This window comes from Paraburkholderia fungorum (assembly GCF_902833645.1).
GTDB lineage: Bacteria > Pseudomonadota > Gammaproteobacteria > Burkholderiales > Burkholderiaceae > Paraburkholderia > Paraburkholderia fungorum.
The window spans coordinates 265,949-285,131 of the sequence record NZ_CADFGE010000014.1 but is presented as its reverse complement, the minus strand read 5'-3'; the positions used below and the strand labels follow the sequence as shown (position 1 = coordinate 285,131).

General features: G+C 56.1%; 16 protein-coding genes. 1 reads left to right on the top strand and 15 read right to left on the bottom strand.

The window, feature by feature from the left end:
• Positions 1–125: 125 nt before the first annotated feature.
• The 14 genes from HWX91_RS33855 to HWX91_RS33790 all read right to left on the bottom strand — a co-directional run bounded on the left by HWX91_RS33855 (position 126) and on the right by HWX91_RS33790 (position 17,109).
• Positions 126–1,634 carry an ISNCY family transposase gene (locus HWX91_RS33855; RefSeq protein WP_028199846.1) on the bottom strand — a complete coding sequence of 503 codons (1,509 nt, stop codon included), beginning with the start codon at positions 1,632–1,634 and terminating at the stop codon, positions 126–128.
• 438 nt (positions 1,635–2,072) lie between these two features.
• Positions 2,073–3,638, bottom strand: coding sequence for a hypothetical protein (locus HWX91_RS33850; RefSeq protein ID WP_127837897.1), 1,566 nt, complete (start codon positions 3,636–3,638; stop codon positions 2,073–2,075).
• Positions 3,639–3,888: 250 nt separating this feature from the next.
• Positions 3,889–4,926 (bottom strand): class I SAM-dependent methyltransferase, encoded by a 1,038-nt coding sequence (locus HWX91_RS33845; protein ID WP_052660816.1) that lies wholly within the window; start codon positions 4,924–4,926, stop codon positions 3,889–3,891.
• A 96-nt stretch (positions 4,927–5,022) separates the two neighbouring features.
• A complete protein-coding gene (locus HWX91_RS33840; protein ID WP_052660817.1) occupies positions 5,023–6,009 on the bottom strand; it encodes a rhamnosyltransferase in 987 nt (328 codons plus the stop codon).
• A complete protein-coding gene (locus HWX91_RS33835; protein WP_162181309.1) occupies positions 6,006–7,628 on the bottom strand; it encodes a rhamnan synthesis F family protein in 1,623 nt (540 codons plus the stop codon). The genes HWX91_RS33840 and HWX91_RS33835 overlap by 4 nt, the downstream gene beginning before the upstream one ends.
• Before the next feature lie 74 nt (positions 7,629–7,702).
• Complete coding sequence (locus HWX91_RS33830; RefSeq protein WP_028199848.1) at positions 7,703–9,010, bottom strand: glycosyltransferase WbsX family protein; 1,308 nt, start codon at positions 9,008–9,010, stop codon at positions 7,703–7,705.
• Between the two features lie 32 nt (positions 9,011–9,042).
• Complete coding sequence (locus HWX91_RS33825) at positions 9,043–10,128, bottom strand: class I SAM-dependent methyltransferase (protein ID WP_062859113.1); 1,086 nt, start codon at positions 10,126–10,128, stop codon at positions 9,043–9,045.
• Positions 10,129–10,217: 89 nt separating this feature from the next.
• Positions 10,218–11,618: an ABC transporter ATP-binding protein gene (locus tag HWX91_RS33820; RefSeq protein WP_028199849.1), complete on the bottom strand. Its 1,401-nt coding sequence runs from the start codon at positions 11,616–11,618 to the stop codon at positions 10,218–10,220.
• Positions 11,608–12,438, bottom strand: a complete 831-nt coding sequence (locus HWX91_RS33815; protein WP_028199850.1) for an ABC transporter permease — start codon at positions 12,436–12,438, stop codon at positions 11,608–11,610. Before HWX91_RS33815 ends, HWX91_RS33820 begins: the two co-directional genes overlap by 11 nt.
• A 57-nt stretch (positions 12,439–12,495) precedes the next feature.
• Positions 12,496–13,401: a dTDP-4-dehydrorhamnose reductase gene (gene rfbD, locus HWX91_RS33810; protein ID WP_028199851.1), complete on the bottom strand. Its 906-nt coding sequence runs from the start codon at positions 13,399–13,401 to the stop codon at positions 12,496–12,498.
• Positions 13,398–13,949, bottom strand: a complete 552-nt coding sequence (rfbC, locus tag HWX91_RS33805; protein ID WP_028199852.1) for a dTDP-4-dehydrorhamnose 3,5-epimerase — start codon at positions 13,947–13,949, stop codon at positions 13,398–13,400. The genes rfbD and rfbC overlap by 4 nt, the downstream gene beginning before the upstream one ends.
• On the bottom strand, positions 13,934–14,827 hold the full coding sequence (gene rfbA / locus HWX91_RS33800; protein ID WP_028199853.1) for a glucose-1-phosphate thymidylyltransferase RfbA: 894 nt from the start codon (positions 14,825–14,827) through the stop codon (positions 13,934–13,936). The genes rfbC and rfbA overlap by 16 nt, the downstream gene beginning before the upstream one ends.
• Positions 14,828–14,837: 10 nt before the next feature.
• A complete protein-coding gene (gene rfbB / locus HWX91_RS33795; RefSeq protein WP_028199854.1) occupies positions 14,838–15,899 on the bottom strand; it encodes a dTDP-glucose 4,6-dehydratase in 1,062 nt (353 codons plus the stop codon).
• A gap of 298 nt (positions 15,900–16,197) precedes the next feature.
• The gene (locus HWX91_RS33790; RefSeq protein WP_028199855.1) at positions 16,198–17,109 is read right to left on the bottom strand and encodes a GDP-mannose 4,6-dehydratase; all 912 of its coding nucleotides are present in this window, start codon (positions 17,107–17,109) and stop codon (positions 16,198–16,200) included.
• A gap of 224 nt (positions 17,110–17,333) precedes the next feature.
• Between HWX91_RS33790 and HWX91_RS33785 the strand changes: the two genes are divergently transcribed.
• Positions 17,334–18,248: a symmetrical bis(5'-nucleosyl)-tetraphosphatase gene (locus HWX91_RS33785; protein ID WP_028199856.1), complete on the top strand. Its 915-nt coding sequence runs from the start codon at positions 17,334–17,336 to the stop codon at positions 18,246–18,248.
• A gap of 49 nt (positions 18,249–18,297) precedes the next feature.
• Here HWX91_RS33785 and HWX91_RS33780 read toward each other — a convergent pair whose 3' ends face one another.
• Positions 18,298–19,158 (bottom strand): lysophospholipid acyltransferase family protein, encoded by an 861-nt coding sequence (locus tag HWX91_RS33780; protein ID WP_028199857.1) that lies wholly within the window; start codon positions 19,156–19,158, stop codon positions 18,298–18,300.
• Between the last annotated feature and the right edge of the window lie 25 nt (positions 19,159–19,183).

The following is a 19,183-nucleotide window of genomic DNA, read 5'->3' as shown; positions in this document are numbered from 1 at the left end:
CGTGTTGCCTCACGAAGGAATGTTACCCGACGGATTGTTGTCGTTTCGCTTTCCTTCTTCTTTTCTTTCGTGGTTTTCCGGGCGCGCAGCGCCCGGCCCCCGCCGGCTTTCAACTTTTCTGCAGTTCACACTTCAGTCGGCGTTTCGGTGCACTGGCGCATGCTGCCCAGAACCATTTCTCTCACACGCTCAGCGCGCCATGCGTTGACCCGGCGATGCAGCGTTCGTAGTTGCGTCTTGCGTGCATAGACGTCCGGAACCATCGTTGCCAACCGGTCCATCAACTCCTTAACAGCAACTGTGGGCTCGGCGATCAACCACCCTTCAATGACCGGCCACACGTCGGCGAACGGATCCACCCGGGTCTTCCACCAGTGCTTTGCCTTGGGTTGCTTGCGGTGCGTCGGACGTGCTTCCCCTTGCTCCCATGCCGAAGAGAGGCTCGCGAGGAAAACGGCAACATCTGATTCGCCTGCTGGCGTTGCTTCAGCGGGCGCACCGTGGGCCGCGAACTCGCTCAAAGTCTGCTGGGCCGTTCGCATCTCCTGCAACAGTCGTACAGGATCGAGGCTGTTGAACTGCGCCTTCAGCTTTTCCTTGATCGCGGGTTCGACGCTGTCGTGCGCCAGAAGCCGATCGCACGGCGTTGCCGGCGCAAGGTAGACCTTGTGCACACGAGCGCCGTCGCGCGTCTTGGACTTCAGCTTGAATGAAGGCTGGAAGAAGTTAATGTATAGACGCGATGACGCGTATAGCTGCGCTAGCGCGTTCTTCGCATTGGTACCGCTCAGACGGCCATAACCAACCAGTCGTCGCACGACGGCGCCGTTCTTCTGTTCCACCCAGGCCTGATCGTTCTTCTTGTACGCACGCGAGCGAGTCTGCTCAAGGCCATGTCCCTTGCAGTAGTCGAATACGCTCTGGTTCATGAATGCGGTGTCGTTATCCGAATCCACCCCAAGCATTGAGAATGGCAGATCGGCGGCCACCTTCTCAAACGCTTCGATAACAAGCATCTGGTTGCGCGTACGCATGGCCACACATTCTGTCCATCCGCTGGCTATATCGGTCAATGTCAGCGTGTGAACGAACTCACCGTCGGTCTTCGAGCCGCCGCAGTGTTCGACCATATCGATCTCGAAGAAACCCGGCGGCGGATCACGCCAGTCGGCGAACGTGCGCACCGGGATGCTACGCCGGATGGCCGAGCCCACACCCTTGCGGCGTTTGCGCTGCCCGTCAATGTGCAAACGCGCATTGGCCAGCAGGCGATCGATGGTCGCCGCGCTGACCTGAAGGAGTTTGGCCTTGATGACCGGATCCAGATCGAGATGGCCGTGCCGTTCCATGGCGTCAACCAGCTTCGGAATCAACGCCTTCAGGCGCTTGCCACAAACCCGGTCGGCCGCTTCCCACAACACCGTCAGCGCCTGGCGTACCGCCTCGTCGTATAACCGGTTGCGCTCGCGGGTCTCCTTCGTTGCGCCGGGTTGCTCCCGCAGCAGCCGGATGGCGTGCTTGCGGTGATAGCCGGTCAAAGCCACGAACTCGTCGAGAATCCTGATCCGGTCACCGAACGTCGCGCTTCTATACCGCGATTGCAATGCTGCGACCAACTCCTTGCGTGTCGTCATGCTGATTTGCCTCGTCACCTCGTGCCGCTCCCGCCGGACAATCCGACGGGTAGCAAACTACGTGAGGCAACAGGTCAACGCGAGTTGCAATTCTGATGAGTCAATGCGCCCATGAAGTGTCGATTAGCGCATCCGGGAACACAGGTGCAATTGGCATAACAGCTAGCAGTCCGATCATAAAGAAGACCGCTAAAATCACCTGAAACGCTCGCCGCTTAACGGCCATGTTGATTGAGCCGAATATCTGCACAGGGAAAATTTTAAAATAGAGTCATAGCAATCGAATGCGACGAGATACTCTAGGTCGCCGGATATCTGCTTTTCATTCGAATCCTTTCGTTTTTTCGGATTCTATCGAAAAAAAGACCATCCAATAGCTTTTCGTCCAGCGCTCCGAGGCCTACGTTCGTATGGTGCACAAGGCGAGGTCATCCACCGTCACCCGGTTGGCCCCGTCTGTACGTTAGCGACCGTGGCAAGTGGACAGAAAATTCCATCGCGAAAAGCGTACGCTCGTACTGCTCCGTGCCCCCCACGCACATAGCCCACCCACCCAGAGTTTTGCTCAACACCCGGGACAACTCGGTCAACGTCTGGGCGCAAATCTCCACTTACGCCATAACCTACCGTGTCATTTTGCTCGTCAACGAGCACAATCAGGATCGCTTTGCGTACCTGCGGGAAGGAAACCCATCCCCCTAGTCTGCGCACCGAGCCAGCGACGACAATGCTATCCAAGGAACCTTTGCAACTGCGGGAAACGGCGCTGGCTTGAGAAAAATGCACCTGCCCCACCTCCGAAAGCAGACTATGCCCAAAGACAGAAAGCGCATGCATATTGGAATACGTGGCTAAGTCGCGCAATTCAGCGTGCATTGACCTTGGGTAAAGCCAGTCCGTATAAGCGAAGTCGTCCACTCCCATTTTTAGCGACAACACGCCGACGCGGCGATAAAAAATCTGCGGATCGTGATCAGCGATGTGAATTTGATAGAAGACCACTCCAGGTAACACAATCAAAGCCAGAAAAGCCGTAAACATCCAGAAGGCCGATCCGATCAGTATGTCAAGAAAAAGAAGAACACAGGCCAGCCATGAAAGAAGCGCGGGCGTCATGTAGCGCGTAGCTTCGGCAGCCTCGATACCGAAATTCCACCGGCCCGTCGACGCGGCAAATGCAGAGAGGGTAGCAAAGCCGAAAGTGGCGATCAGCATGGTCCGATAGGGATTCATCGCACCTCGTACGAGCAGTACGCCTGCGACCCCAAGAGTACTTAACAATACAATCGCACCTGTCACCATCGCCAGTTCGGCGGAGCCACTAAGAAAATACGCGGGTCCGCCTAGGAAGATCAGAAAAAATTGCGTAACTTGCGGAAAGTGGTGGATCACTCCATCCAACGGCGATGCATGGTATTTAGGCTGCTCGTAGCCGATGAAGTATAGGAGCCAGATTACGGCCGAAGCCACACAAAAAAAGATTATAGTTTTCTTATTCCGCCTCAAAGCGATCGCTTGTAGCACAAGCACCGGAAGCGCCAATAAACCATTCGACATACTGCCGGAAGCTAATGCGCAAAATAACACCGGCATTGAATTTACCAAACCGCCATATCGGCGCTCAACAAGCATGCTGTTCGACAGAAATGCAAGTACTGCGAACAGATAAACCGCGATAAACTGGCTTTGAAATCCCCAAGTCCAGTTTTCTCCCTGCATCCACGAAAATCGCAAAACTGCGACTACACCGACAACCAGAACAAACGAAATTTTCCGAGATTGAAGCCTGCAGTAAGCGATCAAAAACGTCCCAGCCAGTGCGACTTGCAGCACGCAATTCATCAAAACCGTGAAGATGTTTAATCCATCGAAATACTTAATGTCGAGCCAAAAAAGCAGCCGGGACACAATAATTCGATGTTCATTATGCTGGCGCCACCAAGCCGACCAATGGCCATTTTGAATTTCTCGCCAGAACCCAAGGTAACCGTTCCACTGATCCATATATGGAACTTCCGAGAAATTTAGGACAACCCCAACAAGGGAACTGATCATCGTGACCAGACCGAGTAGGGCGACCCAGCGTGTCATCACCGTCTTGAGTGGCGACCGGTTATTGCTTGACGCATGGACGTTGATGTCTGGGGAAAAACTCATTGGCTAATGTTATGTAATAGAAATTGTGGGGGCGTCGGTCCGCTACGACGCTCTGCCAACAAACACTCGTCGTGCACCCTAGGCAAAACAAGGTTCACTACGGGTGAAACTTTAATACAGTTTTCAATGCCCGCAGCGGCCGCGTAACCCGCCACGAGGTGCTACGCTTAATAGCCTCGATCATACGTAAAAATTTGTCACGCTCATCGTTTGAGGCGACGATCTGCTGCTTCAGTTCGACAATTTCGTCTGCCTGCTGCCTCGACAATTTCAGCACGCGATCCAATTCTGCCGCGGCGGAATTCAGCGTGGAAATTTTTTCACAAAAAAGCTGACTAGAAGAAACACCTTCGCGTTCGATCTCGCCTAACAAAACCGTTCGAGAAATATCTTCAGGCGCCGCCGCATGCTGAGACATAATCGCCATGAATTCGCATCCGACCTCTGGATGAAAAAAAGATTGCTGAAGATTCACCAAACCAGCGTCCCGTAGATCGCGCATCATTAGTCGAAAACTCGCCGGTGTAAAAACCCATTCATGCGCGTCCACGTATTGATCGCTTGCAAGCGCGTCAGCCAGCACCCGAGACGCGTCCTGTGCACCGTGCAGGCATTTCAAGTCTTGTTGCGCTGCTTCCCCCCAAGCCATTAAATCTGAATTTAGAACGAAAAACGCGTAGTGATCAAAAAGAGCCCCGAAATGTTTTTGGCGATGGGACAGGTAGGCATCGATGGCATGCCCAGCGGTGGAATTTGGCCTAAAATGATCGAAACAGAAGCGTTTGTCCGGGACGATCAACATTAGTTGGCCATCGTCAAGAAGAGCATCGCAAGATTTCAAAAAGCCGATAACGTCTGCGGTGTGCTCGATCATGTGACTGGCAACAATAACGTCAAACTTCCGACCAGCGGCTACAAGCGCGTTTAGATCGGTCGAGACAATATCCACATCCTCAATTTTCGACACGTCTACTCCGAAAGCTGCGTACTTCACCTTCAGCGCAACCGCGTCCGCGTGATCCATCACCGTGACGTCGAAACCATCGGCTCGCGGGGTAATCGGATTGTAGGACGGACCAATCTCTAAGATACGTTTGCCCCGCGCTTGCTCCCTGATGTATGAACGGAAATCCACAGCGACTCTCCTAAAGAAGATCAGCGAATAGCGTTGTTCTATACTTTTCCAGACTCAATGCTGCGCGGGAAGTAGACCGCAGCATCTCAATCCCACTTAAAGCGACCGTCCAAGTCCATACATTCTCTTCTTCGCGGCATCGACAGCCCCGTATACCATCGCGCGCCAGTACGAAATGCGTGGCCTAACAAGGAGACCATAGAAGAACATGAATTGCGCAAGACGATAGACGTGCGCAATGCGCCATGCCCATGGCATCGGCGTTACAGAAACCATTCGAAGCGTATTGCGGAACATGTAATACATGCGCACCGGGGAATGCACAGCTACCTCGCGCCACCTTAGAAACCAGACCCGGACTATTCGATCGCCCAACTCATGGTCCAGACGCGCCGCATCCACGCCAAACAGCGAATAACCTGAAGCACTCGCCCGTAAGCACCACTCTGTATCAACATGGTCAATAAAGTACGCCTCGTTCATTGGCCCCACGAACTCGAAAACGGTGCGATGAATCAGAGAACCTGAAGCAATTAGAAAGTCGGTCTTGACAATGGGACAGTTCGATGATGAAGCAATGCGTCGGACAAATAAGCCATCGAGGCGAACGAATGGCCAACGCGCGCCCGTCCTGAAATCCTCGCAAACTGGCCCCACCGCGCCCACTGGCTCGCCTCGCAACCTCAGCGCAATATCTGCACAAACGAGTTCCGTAACCATTCGGGCACTGGGCACACTATCATGATCCAATAACAAAAGATAATCACATTGCTCGGCCAACAGTAGTTTCGCACCCTGGTTCTGCGCTGAGGCGATCCCTACGTTGACAGGCTCTTCCACCAAGAGCGCCTCGAACCGGCGACAAAGCCCGCGCAGTTGATCGACTGACTCCGGCGGCGAACCGTTGTCAACGACGAGCACTCGAGCGACTTGAGGTGTAATTGCCTCGATCACACGCTCGATCTTCCGAACTTCCGGGCAAAAAGTGACAATGACTGCACCCACACGGACGGACTCGGCACGCACACCACCTGCATTGAGTTCAATCAGAGTCGTAGGACTTGCGGAGTTCAAACCGGTCATTGCTCGTCCAGCACCATCACACCGCGTTCAGCGAACTGCGCAGGATCGATCGGCTCATCGAGATTCGTCGTCGATGCGCTATAAAAGCCAGCGTGCTGCGCTGCCAAGGAAAACGCACGCTCTATAACGTGCGCCAAAGTTGCGTCGCGTTGACCCGCCTCTGCTTCGAAGTCCGACGTCTCGATGTGAAGCGCACGCAGACCGTCCAGTGCTGCGGGCCTGAACCAAAACATCGTACCAGCGAAAAAACCCAGCGACACTTGCGCGTCCGGGATTCCCAGTCGGGAGGCGAGATGGCGGAGACGCGCTTCATTGCCGCCCCAGAAGCGCGCGTGAGTAACGAACGCGTCATCCGGCCCAACGATCCCGCAAGACGGATTTCGCCGGAACGCTTCGACAATCTTAAGAACACGATAGGAATTGCCTAGAAGGCTGCTGAACAAACTGTCGCGCCAAGCCTGGCCTTTCGCACTATAAACGCTTTTCTTAGAATGAATCTTGCAAACACATAAATACCGGTCCAGTAATCCGCTATTGAGCAAACTGATAAACGGACCGACGTCGCGACCAATATTCTCATGTACATATAGAAAGACTTTGTGTCCGCGTCTACTGAAGACCTGTTCCGCAGAAAAATAATCCTCTACACTTTTTACTGAGACAAAAACATCAACTGGCACAACGATGTTGTCCAAGTAGTCGCTAATTTCGTCTGCAAGGTCTACGTGATAAAGATGAACAATCACCGCCAATTCGGCGTGAAGATGCGATAAATCAATCGACGACAGCAAAAACTCCGGTAGCAATATACTTACCGAGTTCGCTGCGGCCGGTGCGACGGCATCCCCCACAGGCCGTTTCCGCCGCATCCGCGTCATTTCCGCATTAATTTCCGAAACACGCTCAGTACCGACAATCTCCGCAAGGCGATGCATGCGCAGGCCGTTTGGATTGTCGCGCAATACTTCGCATTTAAGGAATCCGAGTTCCGACGCAACTCTGTCCCATAAGTAATGCGTTAGGTTTGAAGATCTAACACGCCGCCAATGAAGCAGCTCGATCAAAAATTGAAAAGGCTGAATTACCTTGCGTCGAGCTGCTAGCCGCCACGCAATGGTTAAAAAGTCGCCGAATTTTGGTCTGAATGCGGCCTTAATCCGTGCTCCGTGAGCAACAAAATGTTGCGTCATCCCAACTTCGTAGTTAAGGATGATCTCCCACTTGTTGTCTAGAACGCGCACATTGCGCCAAAACTTGGCGAACGCCGGCGTGACCAAAACAGACTTCCTGAATACCACAAAGTAAGACTGAGCATGCGAAACGATCTGGTCTGAAATGGTCATTGCCCACATATCGCACTCTGCATCCGACATGCGTTCGAACACATCCGAAAAGCTATGGTCGCGCACCATGTAGATGCTGTCGTTCGCGACAATCAATTCGTCATAAGCCCACAACGCGGAAATTGACTCGATTCCCACCTTGAATGAATAAAAATCGTAACCTACATTTTGACGAAGTACGACGGTAATGCGAGGGTCGCTTGACTCGAACGCCTCCGGCCGTAGGCCCGTTGAAACCACGATCAAGTGATCCGCGACCTCGAGCAACTGGCGCATGAGTCGCCTCGTTCGAACGGGCATCTCACCAGTGGGATCGAAATGCGCCATGACGGCGATTCGCTTCGCCCTCTTCATTTTATCGCCCTGTACAAACGCAGTACTGTCCGGTAAAGACGAGGGTAATGCACAAGACGGCTTGCAACGCGCTGCCTGATTCGTCGAGCACGGATCGTTTCTTGACGCTTAAGGTGATGCCTAGACTCGGCGGCGTTCATAACCAAATCGCGTTCAAGGCTCGCCTTTTGCTCTAGCAAACTCGCAAGACCGTCTTCGCCAATTGCGCGGGCCAATTGTGGATCCGACATGAGTATGCGTCGAGAATCATCGATTCCTTCGACCGCCTCTTTCGTAGCCTCCAGATATGCCAGACCGTGCTTTAAATCAGGCTCTAGATGGCAACCCTCCCCCCATTCGTTCCACGCATTAATAAACAGGAATTGGTGATCATCGCCGTTATTGACGCGTGTAAACTCAACCAACTGGTTAAGCCAAAAGCGATAAAGCTCAGGAGACGAACTAACCACCGTGTGCGGGTTGTTCTGGCGTCGGGCGGTATTGTCCCAAGAAGGAATGATGCCCCGGTACCACTGATAGTCTTTTGACGTCCGCTCCATCGACTGTGCAATGATTTTTCGATAGTCGATCATTCCGCCAACGAATTTGTCATTGATTAGTTCGGGAAACTTATCTGGCTTATTTTCCGGGCCAATGAACGTGTGCGGAGGAAATTCGACTGCCGCATCAAATCCCCACACCCTAGGATCCTCAATCCCATAGAACTGCACCGCACAGAGATGGAGTTCCGGAATGCCGTGATCTCGAGCAACCTCGCGCCAACGCTGAACGGTATTTTTGGCGCTCGGGAACAAGTCTGCTCGATACACCAGCAACATGGGTTTGCCGTCCACCTTAATTGCGCGACGGTCTTTTAGAATTGGAATCAGGTCCTCGATAAAGTGTCGATCTTCCTCGTCGCTATGAACCTGCTCTAATAACACGTTCTTTTCCATCCCGTCCCACGTGCGGGTCCAGTTCTCATTGGCCCAACACACGCAGAACGGGAATTCGATGTCACTTGCGAGGAAATTGTTCAGCGGCAGCTCGAGAATGCGACGTCCATTGAACCAATAATAATAGAAACAGAAACCGTGCACACCGTAGAGCGTCGCGTATTCCGCTTGCTGCCGCATCGTATCAACGATCCGGAGGTCATAAAATCCGAGGTCGCGCGGCACATGTGGCTGATAGTGGCCAACGAAATTTGGCTTCGCCTTGGCAACGTTGGTCCATTCGGTGAAGCCCGGCCCCCACCACTCCGAATTCTCGCGAACAGGGTGGAACTGAGGCAGATAGAATGCGATTGGCTTGATTTTCGACATGTCTTTTTTGCTAACCCGCAACTTGGCAACGATCACTGATTCAAAGACGCAAACGCCGACAGCGGCCTTGCATCTAGGCTAATAGATAGCACACATCCTGGACGAATCTTGTCAAGAATGTCTGCGGCGAGCGCCAGTGTTCCTCGCGGATCAAATCCTTGGGCGACCAAAAACAGCCGGACATCTGGGTCGGACGACGCGAAAGGCTGCAACTCCACCATTCCGGACAACAATGGAGCCTCGCCATCCCATCGCCACAACATCGATCCGTCCGCCGCCAAGATCTTGGCATCCCCAAGGTGAAGCGCCGAAGGCCAATCCGTTAAATCGAGACGTAGGCTGACCGGGGACTCAACGTCGAGCACGACGCGCACGGTCTGCCATCCGCCGCCGATTACAAGAGGCGCAGCGGCCGACCATTGTTCGGACATCTCACCGTCGGGACCCGCCCAATATATCTTTGTTTGCGTCTCTCTGAGCTGCCCGTTGCGCAGAGTGTTAACTGAGGACTGTCCATGGCGAAACTCGAGGCGTTCTCCTGCAACAGTGAAGAAGTTATGCATGTTTTGCTTCAAGCCTTCTTCGCTGCAGTCCTTGAACAATTCGATAAATTCGGCGGGAACATTCTGCCCCACGAACAGAACACCCAAGCCATTGCTGTGATGAAAGCGAAAACCAGGATAGGTTTGAACGATCTCGTCCCAGAAACGGTGAACACCAAAATTGTCGCGCTTTACTTCTGTGTCGTGGAAAAGAACGACCGCCCGATCCGACAGCTTTGGAAGCCAAGTCTCGAAGTCGTGCTTTACAGCGTTATAGGTATGCAAGCCGTCGATATGTAGAAGGTCGATTGTGGCGTCGGCAACCTGCTTGAGTGCATCATCGAAGGTCATGCGCAACAACGTGGCCTGCGAAGCGTAATTGGCACTGTTGTACTCCGCAACCTCCCGATAGATCTGCTCTTCGTAGAAGCCCGCATGTGAATCGCCGGCCCACGTATCGACACCGAACACGCGGGTATCGAGGCCCGCTTGGGACACACCTTGGCAAAACGCAAAAAACGAATTCCCAGTGTGTACACCGAGCTCGACAATAGCGCGTGGCTTGACAAATTCCACAAGCCAAATCGCGAAAGGTATATGTCCAAGCCAACTGTGAGGTGTCGTAACCCGACGCGGTTCCAAATTATGTAGGTTCATCTTCAGCCTTATTCGTCGTGATATTCGCCCGCGACGAGCTTGATATCGTTCATTGGAATTCCCATAAGCCCGGTCGGAACACTCGTAGACTCGGACCTAAACATGAGTGCATCGTGAACCCAATGATGGTGCACATGCTCATCCTGCGTTCCGTCAGCCACCGCCACACAAACCGAATAGTCGCCCTTGGGCAGGACGGGCACGAAGAAAGAAAAAAATGCTTCAATAGTCTGCCCTTGATCACACGGCGGTGCGTCGTTCTGATAACTCAGGTAGGTGTTGTCACCAAATAGCGTTTGACCGAGCCGATCGCGGATGTAAAACCCGATGATAGGCGAGCCCAACTGAACCAGCGCTCTCGCTTCGACATGAAGCGTCACTTCTTCTCCACCCACCACCCAATTGAGCGGATGTCCTTCTGAGTCGCAGAACGAGACGCTCATCACCTGCGCCCCCCCTTCCCCGAAGCTCTTGGCCGCTGGATCGAACTCGAAAACGCGGAGATCGTTGCGTAGGTTGCTGCTGTTCAGCCAATTCATGCGGTGGTCACGGACGGCTTTACGTTTAATCGGCAGCGCGGCCCGCTTTTTTTGCAAACGCGTCGTCGTCCCCGGACCTTGCTGCTCCTCAAAGAACGCTTGCAAGTAAAGATCACATACAGTCTTTGGGTCGCCCGCCTCAAGCACCTCGCCTTTCTCAATCCATATAGCGTGCGAGCACAGCGCCTTCACGGAAGCCGTATCGTGGCTAACGAAAAGGATGGTACCTGTCTTCATGAACTGCCGAAGAAAGCGCATGCATTTTTGAGTAAAGAACGTATCACCGACAGCAAGCGCTTCGTCGATCACTAGGATGTCGGCGTCGACGTGCGCGATGACCGCAAACGCCAAGCGCACAAACATACCGCTTGAGTACGTTTTTACCGGTTGATCAATGAACTCGCCGATATCCGCGAATGCGGTGATCTTGTCAAACCGCTCAGTGATTTGCTCCCGTGAAAGCCCATGAAGCTGAGCATTGAGAAAGACATTTTCACGTCCCGTATAGTCGGGATTAAAGCCTGAGCCCAGTTCGAGCAAAGCGGCGATCCGTCCTTTCGTTGCTACGGAACCCAACGTCGGCTCCAGCGTTCCGCAGATAATCTGAAGCAACGTACTTTTGCCCGATCCGTTCCGCCCGATGACGCCCACCGTCTGACCTCGCCCTACTTCGAACGAGATACCCTTCAGTGCCCAAAATTCGCGCGCACAGGCTTTCGCGCGCGCGCGAAAACGCTGCCTCAACGACTGAGTCGGCGCAAACCGTGCCGCCGCACCGTAAAAGCTTTGCTTTAGCCGATCCTGAGGACGCTCGTAGGTGTTAAAAGCCTTCGCAACATTCTGTGCGCGGATCGCGATTTCAGATGACATCAGCAAACCCCTTGCGAACGCGCTGAAACCACGCAAATCCCAGCCATGCGATAACTGATGTCGCCGCGACGTAGATCAACCACTTGGTCCACTCGATGGGCGTGCCGAAAACAAGTACGTTGCGCGCCTGTTCGATAGGAAAGGCCAGCGGATTAAGGTGGGCTATCAGCCGAAAACGCGGCGGCAACGAGTCGAGCGAGAAAAAAACAGGAGAAAGGAACATCAACGCCGTAATAAAAATGCCGATGGTCTGGCCGATGTCGCGAACAAAGACCCCTGTTGCCGACAGCCACCAGGTCACGCCCAAGGTCAGCAACGAAAGAGGCAGCAAGACGAACGGAAGCCAAAACACCGTGAGCGGAATCGAACCGCGCTCAACCAACTCGAACACCAACAGCACCGCAAAGCTGATGCATGCATGGAACAGCGCAGATAGGAGATTGACTACCGGCAACAGTTCGAGCGGGAAAATGATCTTTGTGACGTAGTTCGAATGGCCAAGGACGACACCGGGCGCTCTCGATACGCATTCACCGAAAATGTTGAATACGATCATGCCGGCGAAAAGCACGATGGCAAACGCCGTTTTTGAGTCTCCGGCGCTTGCACCGGCACCACCCCAGCGCGCCTTGAACACCTCGCTGAACACAAATGTGTAGACCGTTAGCATCAGCAACGGGGTCAACAGGGACCACAGAATGCCGAAAACAGACCCTTTGTACCGGCCAATAGCATCACGCTTGGCAAGATCGTATAAGAGTCGCCGATTGCGGGCGAACGAGTCGACTATTGCTTTGGGAGAACTAGAGAAACGTTTCATTACCTTGAATTCGAGTACGGCAAGCGGCATGAAAGCCACTCGTGCCGCAAGTACGATTTATGGTGTGGCGGCCGCGAACAGGTCATCCAGAACGAGGTGCATCGCGTCGCGCCAATCGGGACGGAAAATATCAAACCGGCTGGTTAGCTTGCCGTTGTCGAGCAATGAATTGAGAGGTCGACGCGCGGGAGTCGGATACTCTGCAGTAGAAATTGATTTGACGAGTCGCGTGACAACAGCGCTTGGCGTGCGCGCCCTCGCGGCATCGATGATCGCTTCGGCAAAACCGTGCCACGTAGTCACGCCCGCTGCCGTCAGATTAAATAAGCCGCTTTCAAACTCCGCTTCTGCCCGGCGCTCCTGCATGCACTGGGCAACAATGTGCGCGGTGGCATCCGCAATCATTCGCGCAGACGTCGGTGCGCCCAGTTGGTCACCGACAACACTGAGCTCTTCACGCGAAGCCGCGAGCCGCAGCATCGTGCGCAGAAAATTCTTTCCGCGCACGCCATAGACCCAAGTGGTTCGAAAAACAAGCCAATCTCCACCGGCCTGTCTGATCGCACGCTCACCCGCAAGCTTGCTTCTCCCGTAGGCGCTGAGCGGAGAGGTAGTGTCGTCTTCAAGATACGGTGAACTTTTAGTGCCATCGAAGACGTAGTCGGTGGAGTAATGGACGAACAATGCTTTGGCGTCACGTGCGGCGCACGCGAGTTCGCCAACGGCCTCGCCATTGATGCGTGTCGCGAAGGCTTCCTCGCTTTCGGCGTTGTCCACCGCCGTGTACGCTGCAGCATTGATCACTACATCCGGCGACATACGCTCGACCACTGCGGCAGCGCTGCCGGGTTGTGCCAGATCCAATTGCAGACGGTTCAGGCCTATTACCTCACCTAGAACGGCCATGCTGCGTTGCAACTCCCAGCCAACCTGCCCGTCGCAACCTGAAATAAGTATCTTCACGCGAAGACCTCGATGTCTGCCAAGCCCTTGGCTGCCGCATCCTTCGCCGCCAGTTGCGGCTGGCCGTCCATCGGCCATTCAATCCCAATCTGGGCGTCACTCCACAACAGAGAACGCTCGAACTCTGGAAACCAGTAGTCAGTGGTCTTATAAAGAAATTGCGCAGTGTCAGACAATACGACGAACCCGTGCGCGAAACCGGGTGGCACCCACAACTGCCGGTGATTCTCTTCAGAAAGATTCACACCGACCCACTTACCAAAGTTTGGTGAACATTTGCGAATATCAACGGCCACATCGAAAACATGGCCTTCAACGACGCGCACGAGCTTCCCCTGCGGGTGCTGAATCTGATAATGCAGCCCGCGCAGCACGCCCTTCGCCGAACGAGAGTGGTTATCCTGCACGAACGTGACACTGGCGTCCACGTGCTCGGCAAACTCGAGAGCATTAAAGCTTTCGTAAAAAAAACCCCGCGCGTCGCCGAACACTTTCGGCTCGATAATCTTGACTTCCGGCAGCGCCGTAGCGGTTACTTGGATGGCCATGCAACTTGGTCCGTAAGAAGGTTTTGCAGATACTTGCCGTATGCGTTCTTCGCCAGCGGCTTAGCGAGCGCAAGCAGTTGCTCACCGTCGATCCATGCCTGCCGGTAAGCAATTTCCTCCGGACACGCAACCACCAGCCCCTGGCGCTTTTGCAGCGTGGCGATGAACGTGGCCGCTTCGATCAGCGAATCGTGCGTGCCCGTATCGAGCCACGCATAGCCGCGCCCCATGATCTCCACATTGAGCGCGGCGTTAGCCAGATAACGCGAATTGACGTCGGTGATTTCAAGCTCGCCGCGCGGCGACGGCTTGATGTCCGCCGCGATATCGCAGACCTGCTTGTCGTAGAAGTACAAGCCGGTAACGGCGTAGTGCGAGCGCGGCTTGACCGGCTTCTCTTCGATCGACAATGCCCGGAACTGCTTGTCGAATTCGACGACGCCATACCGCTCCGGATCGTGCACGTGATAAGCAAAGACGGTCGCGCCCTCGTCCTTCTCATTTGCACGCTCAAGTTGCTTCGCGAGATCGTGCCCATAGAAGATGTTGTCGCCGAGAATCAGCGCCGACGGATCGTTGCCGACAAAATCACGGCCGATGATGAACGCTTGCGCGAGACCGTCCGGCGAAGGCTGAACCGCGTACTGAATGTTCATACCCCACTGGCTGCCGTCGCCGAGCATCGCCTCGAAACGCGGCGTGTCCTGCGGCGTGGAAATAATAAGCACGTCGCGAATCCCCGCCACCATCAGCGTGGACAGCGGATAGTAGATCATCGGTTTGTCGTAGACCGGCAGCAACTGCTTGGAGACGACATGCGTAATCGGATACAGGCGCGTGCCCGATCCGCCCGCGAGAATAATGCCTTTGCGCGCCATTGCCGTGCCCTTACGCGCGCTGCGCGTAGTTGGTCTCAACCCACTTCCGATACTCACCCGAAGCGACTTCGTCAGACCACGCCTGATTGTCCAGATACCACTGAACCGTCTTGGCAAGGCCCGTTTCGAACGTCTCGGCCGGCTTCCAGCCGAGTTCGCGCTCGAGCTTGCGAGCGTCGATCGCATAACGGCGGTCGTGGCCCGGACGATCCTTCACGTAGGTGATCTGGTCGCGGTACGAGGAGCCCGCCTTCGGACGCAACTGGTCGAGCAGGTCGCACAGCGTATGCACGACGTCGAGGTTCTTCTTTTCGTTCCAGCCGCCGACGTTGTACGTCTCGCCCGGCGTCCCGCGCGCGAGCACTTCGCGGATCGCGCTGCAATGGTCGCCGACATACAGCCAGTCGCGCACGTTCTGACCGTCGCCGTAAACCGGCAGCGCCTTCCCGCTCAGCGCGTTGGCGATCATCAGCGGAATCAGCTTTTCGGGGAACTGGTACGGACCGTAGTTGTTCGAGCAGTTCGTGGTGAGCACCGGCAGGCCATACGTATGATGGTAGGCGCGCACCAGATGGTCGGAACCCGCCTTGGTGGCCGAATAGGGACTGTTCGGCGCGTACGGCGTGGTTTCGGAAAACTGCGGATCGGTAGCGGAGAGCGAGCCGAATACCTCGTCGGTCGAAACATGCAGAAAACGGAACGCGGCCTTGTCGGCCTCGCCGAGCGTGTTCCAGTACTGGCGAGCGGCTTCAAGCAAGGTAAAGGTGCCGACCACGTTGGTCTGCACAAAATCCGCCGGACCGTGGATTGAACGGTCCACATGGCTTTCCGCGGCGAAGTGCAGCACGGCACGCGGTTTGTGCTCGGCAAAAAGCGCGTCCATTGCGGCGCGATCGCAGATATCGGCGCGCACGAACACGTGCCGGGGATTTCCCTGTTGCGACTTGAGCGTACCCAGATTGCCGGCGTAAGTGAGTTTGTCTACATTCAGCACCGCTTCGTCCGACGTATCAAGCCAGTCGAGCACGAAATTGGCGCCGATAAAGCCGGCACCGCCCGTTACCAGGATCATGTAATTCCCTTCTAGATGTTGGTGGCGGATCGGATTCGCTTTGCCGATCCACACACCCCGCGTTGTGGTGTCGGATTCTTGTCAACGCCCGGCGCAGCCCCTCGCACAGCAGGCAGGCGCTCAAACGCCAATCTTATGAAGCCCCGATTATAAAGCCGCCCGAGGCAAAAACTAGAACCCTAACAACTTGAAACAGCTTGACAAGTTTGGTTTCGACTGCGCAGCAAGGAACCAGCCGAACGCGCCGACCAAAAGCAAGATAACGACAAATGAGCGCAAATACCGTGGATTGCGCGACTTAAGCCGCCAACATCCAACGCAGCGTATCCATAAACGGAATGGCCTCGACCTTCGGCACCAGCGAACGCAGCTTGGCCGGCGACCCCGCCAGCATCTTCACGTCGGTTTGACGCACGAAAGCCGGATTGACCTGAATCTCGATCTCATGCCCGGTCAGATCGCTCGCCGCCGACAGAATCTCGCGCAGCGTGTACGGCGTGCCGGTGCAAACGTTGACCGTTTCGGCCGCGGCCGCCGAGTCGAGCAAAGCCTCATAGGCGCTCGCCACGTAACGCACGTCCGAGAAATCGCGCGCCACGTCGATATTGCCGAGTTCGATAGCCGGTTCACGCCGCGCAAAATGCTCGACGATCTTCGGCACGAGGAAGTTGGATGCCTGCCCGCGGCCGGTATAGTTGAACGGCCGCACGATCAGAATCGGCAGCCGGTCGAACCAGGTCCGCACCATCGTTTCCATCGCCGCCTTGCTGGCGGCATAGTGGTTCACCGGCGTGACCGGGAACGTTTCGTCGATAGCATCGCTCGTGACATTGCCGTACACGTTCGCGCTGCTCGCGATCAACAGCTTGCGGGGCGTATGGCCAACGGCTGCGCAGGCCTCCAGCAGATTCAGCGTACCGAGCACATTGACGCGATAAAAATCGAGCGGATCGTTATGGCCTACGAAGCTGATCGCCGCCAGATGCACAATGTAGTCCGGCCGCACGGTTTCGATCACACGCCGGCACATATCGGGCGACGTAATGTCGAGCCTGACGCGTGTCGGCGTTTCCGGTTCGTGACGCCCAGCCACGGTTTCGATCACGGTATGACCGCGGCCAAGCAGGTTGTCGACCAGATAGCGGCCCGTGAAGCCACTCGCCCCGGTGACGAGCGTGCGGATAGGTTGCTGTGCATGAGTAGACGGCATGCTTTCTCCGTTCACGAGGGTCATCCTGTTGTGGTGCAATATCGCGCGCGCCGGCAGCGGCACGTCTGAACTCAAGCCCGGCACCGCCCATTGCTGGCGGCTCGGCGCGGCGCATCCGCGATACCCGTGCTTCAAACGGGCTATTATGTCACGCTAACTTGCTGCACCGCCCAACGCGGCACGCCTTGTTCGTAACCGCGTGTATCGAATTGCACCGACTTCCGATGACATCCTCCCCCGCTTCCACCGCATCCACCTCTGCCACCGCCGCTTCTGCTGCCAGCGCCGTCCCGCAACCGTACCCGCTGCCGCTCGCTTTCGGCGACCTGCAAGGCTGCCGCACGCCGTTCCAGCAGTTGCTGGCCAAAGCCGCGCCGCCCGCGGACACGCCGCTGTGGTTCGCCGGCGACCTGATCAACCGGGGCTCCGAGTCGCTCGCCACGCTGCGCGACATCATCGCGCTGGGAGAGCGCGCAGTGCCGGTGCTGGGCAACCACGACTTGCATCTGCTATCGGTGTCGGCGGGAATCCGCAAATCGAAGAAAGGCGACACGATCAACGACATTCTTTCCGCACCGGATGCCGCCGATCTGCTCGAATGGGTCCGCCACCGTCCGCTCGCGCATTTCGATAACGGCATGCTGATGGTCCATGCGGGCGTGCTGCCGCAATGGGACGCCGCGCTGACCATGGAACTGGCCGACGAATTGCAGCGGGCGCTGCGCGCGCCGAACTGGAAGGAAACGCTCGCGGGACTCTACGGCAATGAGCCGAATCGCTGGACACCCGGTCTCAAAGGTATCGAGCGGCTGCGTCTAACGTGCAGCGCACTTACACGCATCCGCTTCTGCAATGCCGAAGGCGTAATGGATTTCAGCAGCAGTGGCGGCCTGAATTCCGCCCCGCCGGGCAGCATGCCGTGGTTCGACGTGCCGTCGCGCAAGACCGCGGATGTGACGATGGTGTTCGGCCATTGGGCCGCGCTCGGTTTGACCTTGCGCGACAATCTGATCGGGCTGGATTCCGGCTGCGTATGGGGCGAAAAGCTCTCCGCCGTGCGCCTCGCGCAAAATCCCGCGGAACGCACGCTGACCCAGGTCGACTGCGAGACCTGCCGCGCGCCGGCCGGCGGCAACTAGAAAGCCGGCTTCCAAAAAGCCGGCTTCTTTGACCGGCCGGCGGGACCGGTCAAGCCGAGCGGCCCGACCGATCGGCCGGCTCGATCAACACTGCCGGGGCGTTGGAAGCATTGGCGTCGTTAGCAGCCACAGGCGAGGAAATCGACGCCGCGATCGCGGCTCCGGAAGTCGTCATACCGCCCTGCATCTCCCGCAACGCCGCGGCAATCACCCTTTCCGCCTCGGCTGCCAGCGTCCGTCTGTCCGCGCCCGGCGCAAGCGGCGCGCCGACATACACGTGCGCGGTCAACGGGCCGCCGCGCAGCAACATATTCAGCGAGTCGGCCAGCGTCAGATCGTCGATATAGGCAGGCGCGGTGGACTGCCGGCCTTGCGCATCTTCGTACATGATGCACAGCGGCTGCACCGGCGCCGAGGCCGACACGGCGGCCTGAAACATATTCGCGTGGAACGGCAGCAGCGCCAGCCCGTTCGACGTCGTCCCTTCAGGAAACACGCACATCAGCTCGCCCGCGCTCAGACGGTCGGACAGCTCGTGCATGATGCGCTTCGCGTCGCTGCGCTTCTCGCGCTGGATGAACACCGTGCCCAATTGCTGCGCCAGCCAGCCGACCACCGGCCACTGCCGGATCTCGGCCTTCGAGACGAACGGCGTGGGCCGCCACGCGTTGATCACATAGATGTCGATCCATGAGATGTGATTGGCGACCACCAGCGCGCCGCGGTCGAGCCGTGCGCTGTCGTTATGCACGACGAGCCGCATGCCGCATAGACGCAGCATTTTCAGCGACCATTCGCGATTGAGTGTCAGCCGCCCTTCAGCGCCAACTTTGTGAAAGCGCGTCGCGACGATCCACATGCCGTGCAGCAGATGCGCGATAAGACGGGCTTTGCGTAACGCGAGCTTCATGGTCGGAGCTTTCCGTAACTGGGCA

Bases quoted from the DNA above. Each gene is read 5' to 3' on its own strand.
- rfbC (WP_028199852.1), bottom strand. From the start codon at position 13,949: ATGGCCATCCAAGTAACCGCTACGGCGCTGCCGGAAGTCAAGATTATC.
- HWX91_RS33840 (WP_052660817.1), bottom strand. From the start codon at position 6,009: ATGACCGGTTTGAACTCCGCAAGTCCTACGACTCTGATTGAACTCAAT.
- rfbB (WP_028199854.1), bottom strand. From the start codon at position 15,899: ATGATCCTGGTAACGGGCGGTGCCGGCTTTATCGGCGCCAATTTCGTG.
- HWX91_RS33815 (WP_028199850.1), bottom strand. From the start codon at position 12,438: ATGAAACGTTTCTCTAGTTCTCCCAAAGCAATAGTCGACTCGTTCGCC.
- HWX91_RS33830 (WP_028199848.1), bottom strand. From the start codon at position 9,010: ATGTCGAAAATCAAGCCAATCGCATTCTATCTGCCTCAGTTCCACCCT.
- HWX91_RS33780 (WP_028199857.1), bottom strand. From the start codon at position 19,158: ATGAAGCTCGCGTTACGCAAAGCCCGTCTTATCGCGCATCTGCTGCAC.
- HWX91_RS33790 (WP_028199855.1), bottom strand. From the start codon at position 17,109: ATGCCGTCTACTCATGCACAGCAACCTATCCGCACGCTCGTCACCGGG.
- rfbA (WP_028199853.1), bottom strand. From the start codon at position 14,827: ATGGCGCGCAAAGGCATTATTCTCGCGGGCGGATCGGGCACGCGCCTG.
- HWX91_RS33855 (WP_028199846.1), bottom strand. From the start codon at position 1,634: ATGACGACACGCAAGGAGTTGGTCGCAGCATTGCAATCGCGGTATAGA.
- HWX91_RS33820 (WP_028199849.1), bottom strand. From the start codon at position 11,618: ATGTCATCTGAAATCGCGATCCGCGCACAGAATGTTGCGAAGGCTTTT.
- HWX91_RS33785 (WP_028199856.1), top strand. From the start codon at position 17,334: ATGACATCCTCCCCCGCTTCCACCGCATCCACCTCTGCCACCGCCGCT.
- HWX91_RS33850 (WP_127837897.1), bottom strand. From the start codon at position 3,638: ATGGATCAGTGGAACGGTTACCTTGGGTTCTGGCGAGAAATTCAAAAT.
- HWX91_RS33835 (WP_162181309.1), bottom strand. From the start codon at position 7,628: ATGCGCCAGTTGCTCGAGGTCGCGGATCACTTGATCGTGGTTTCAACG.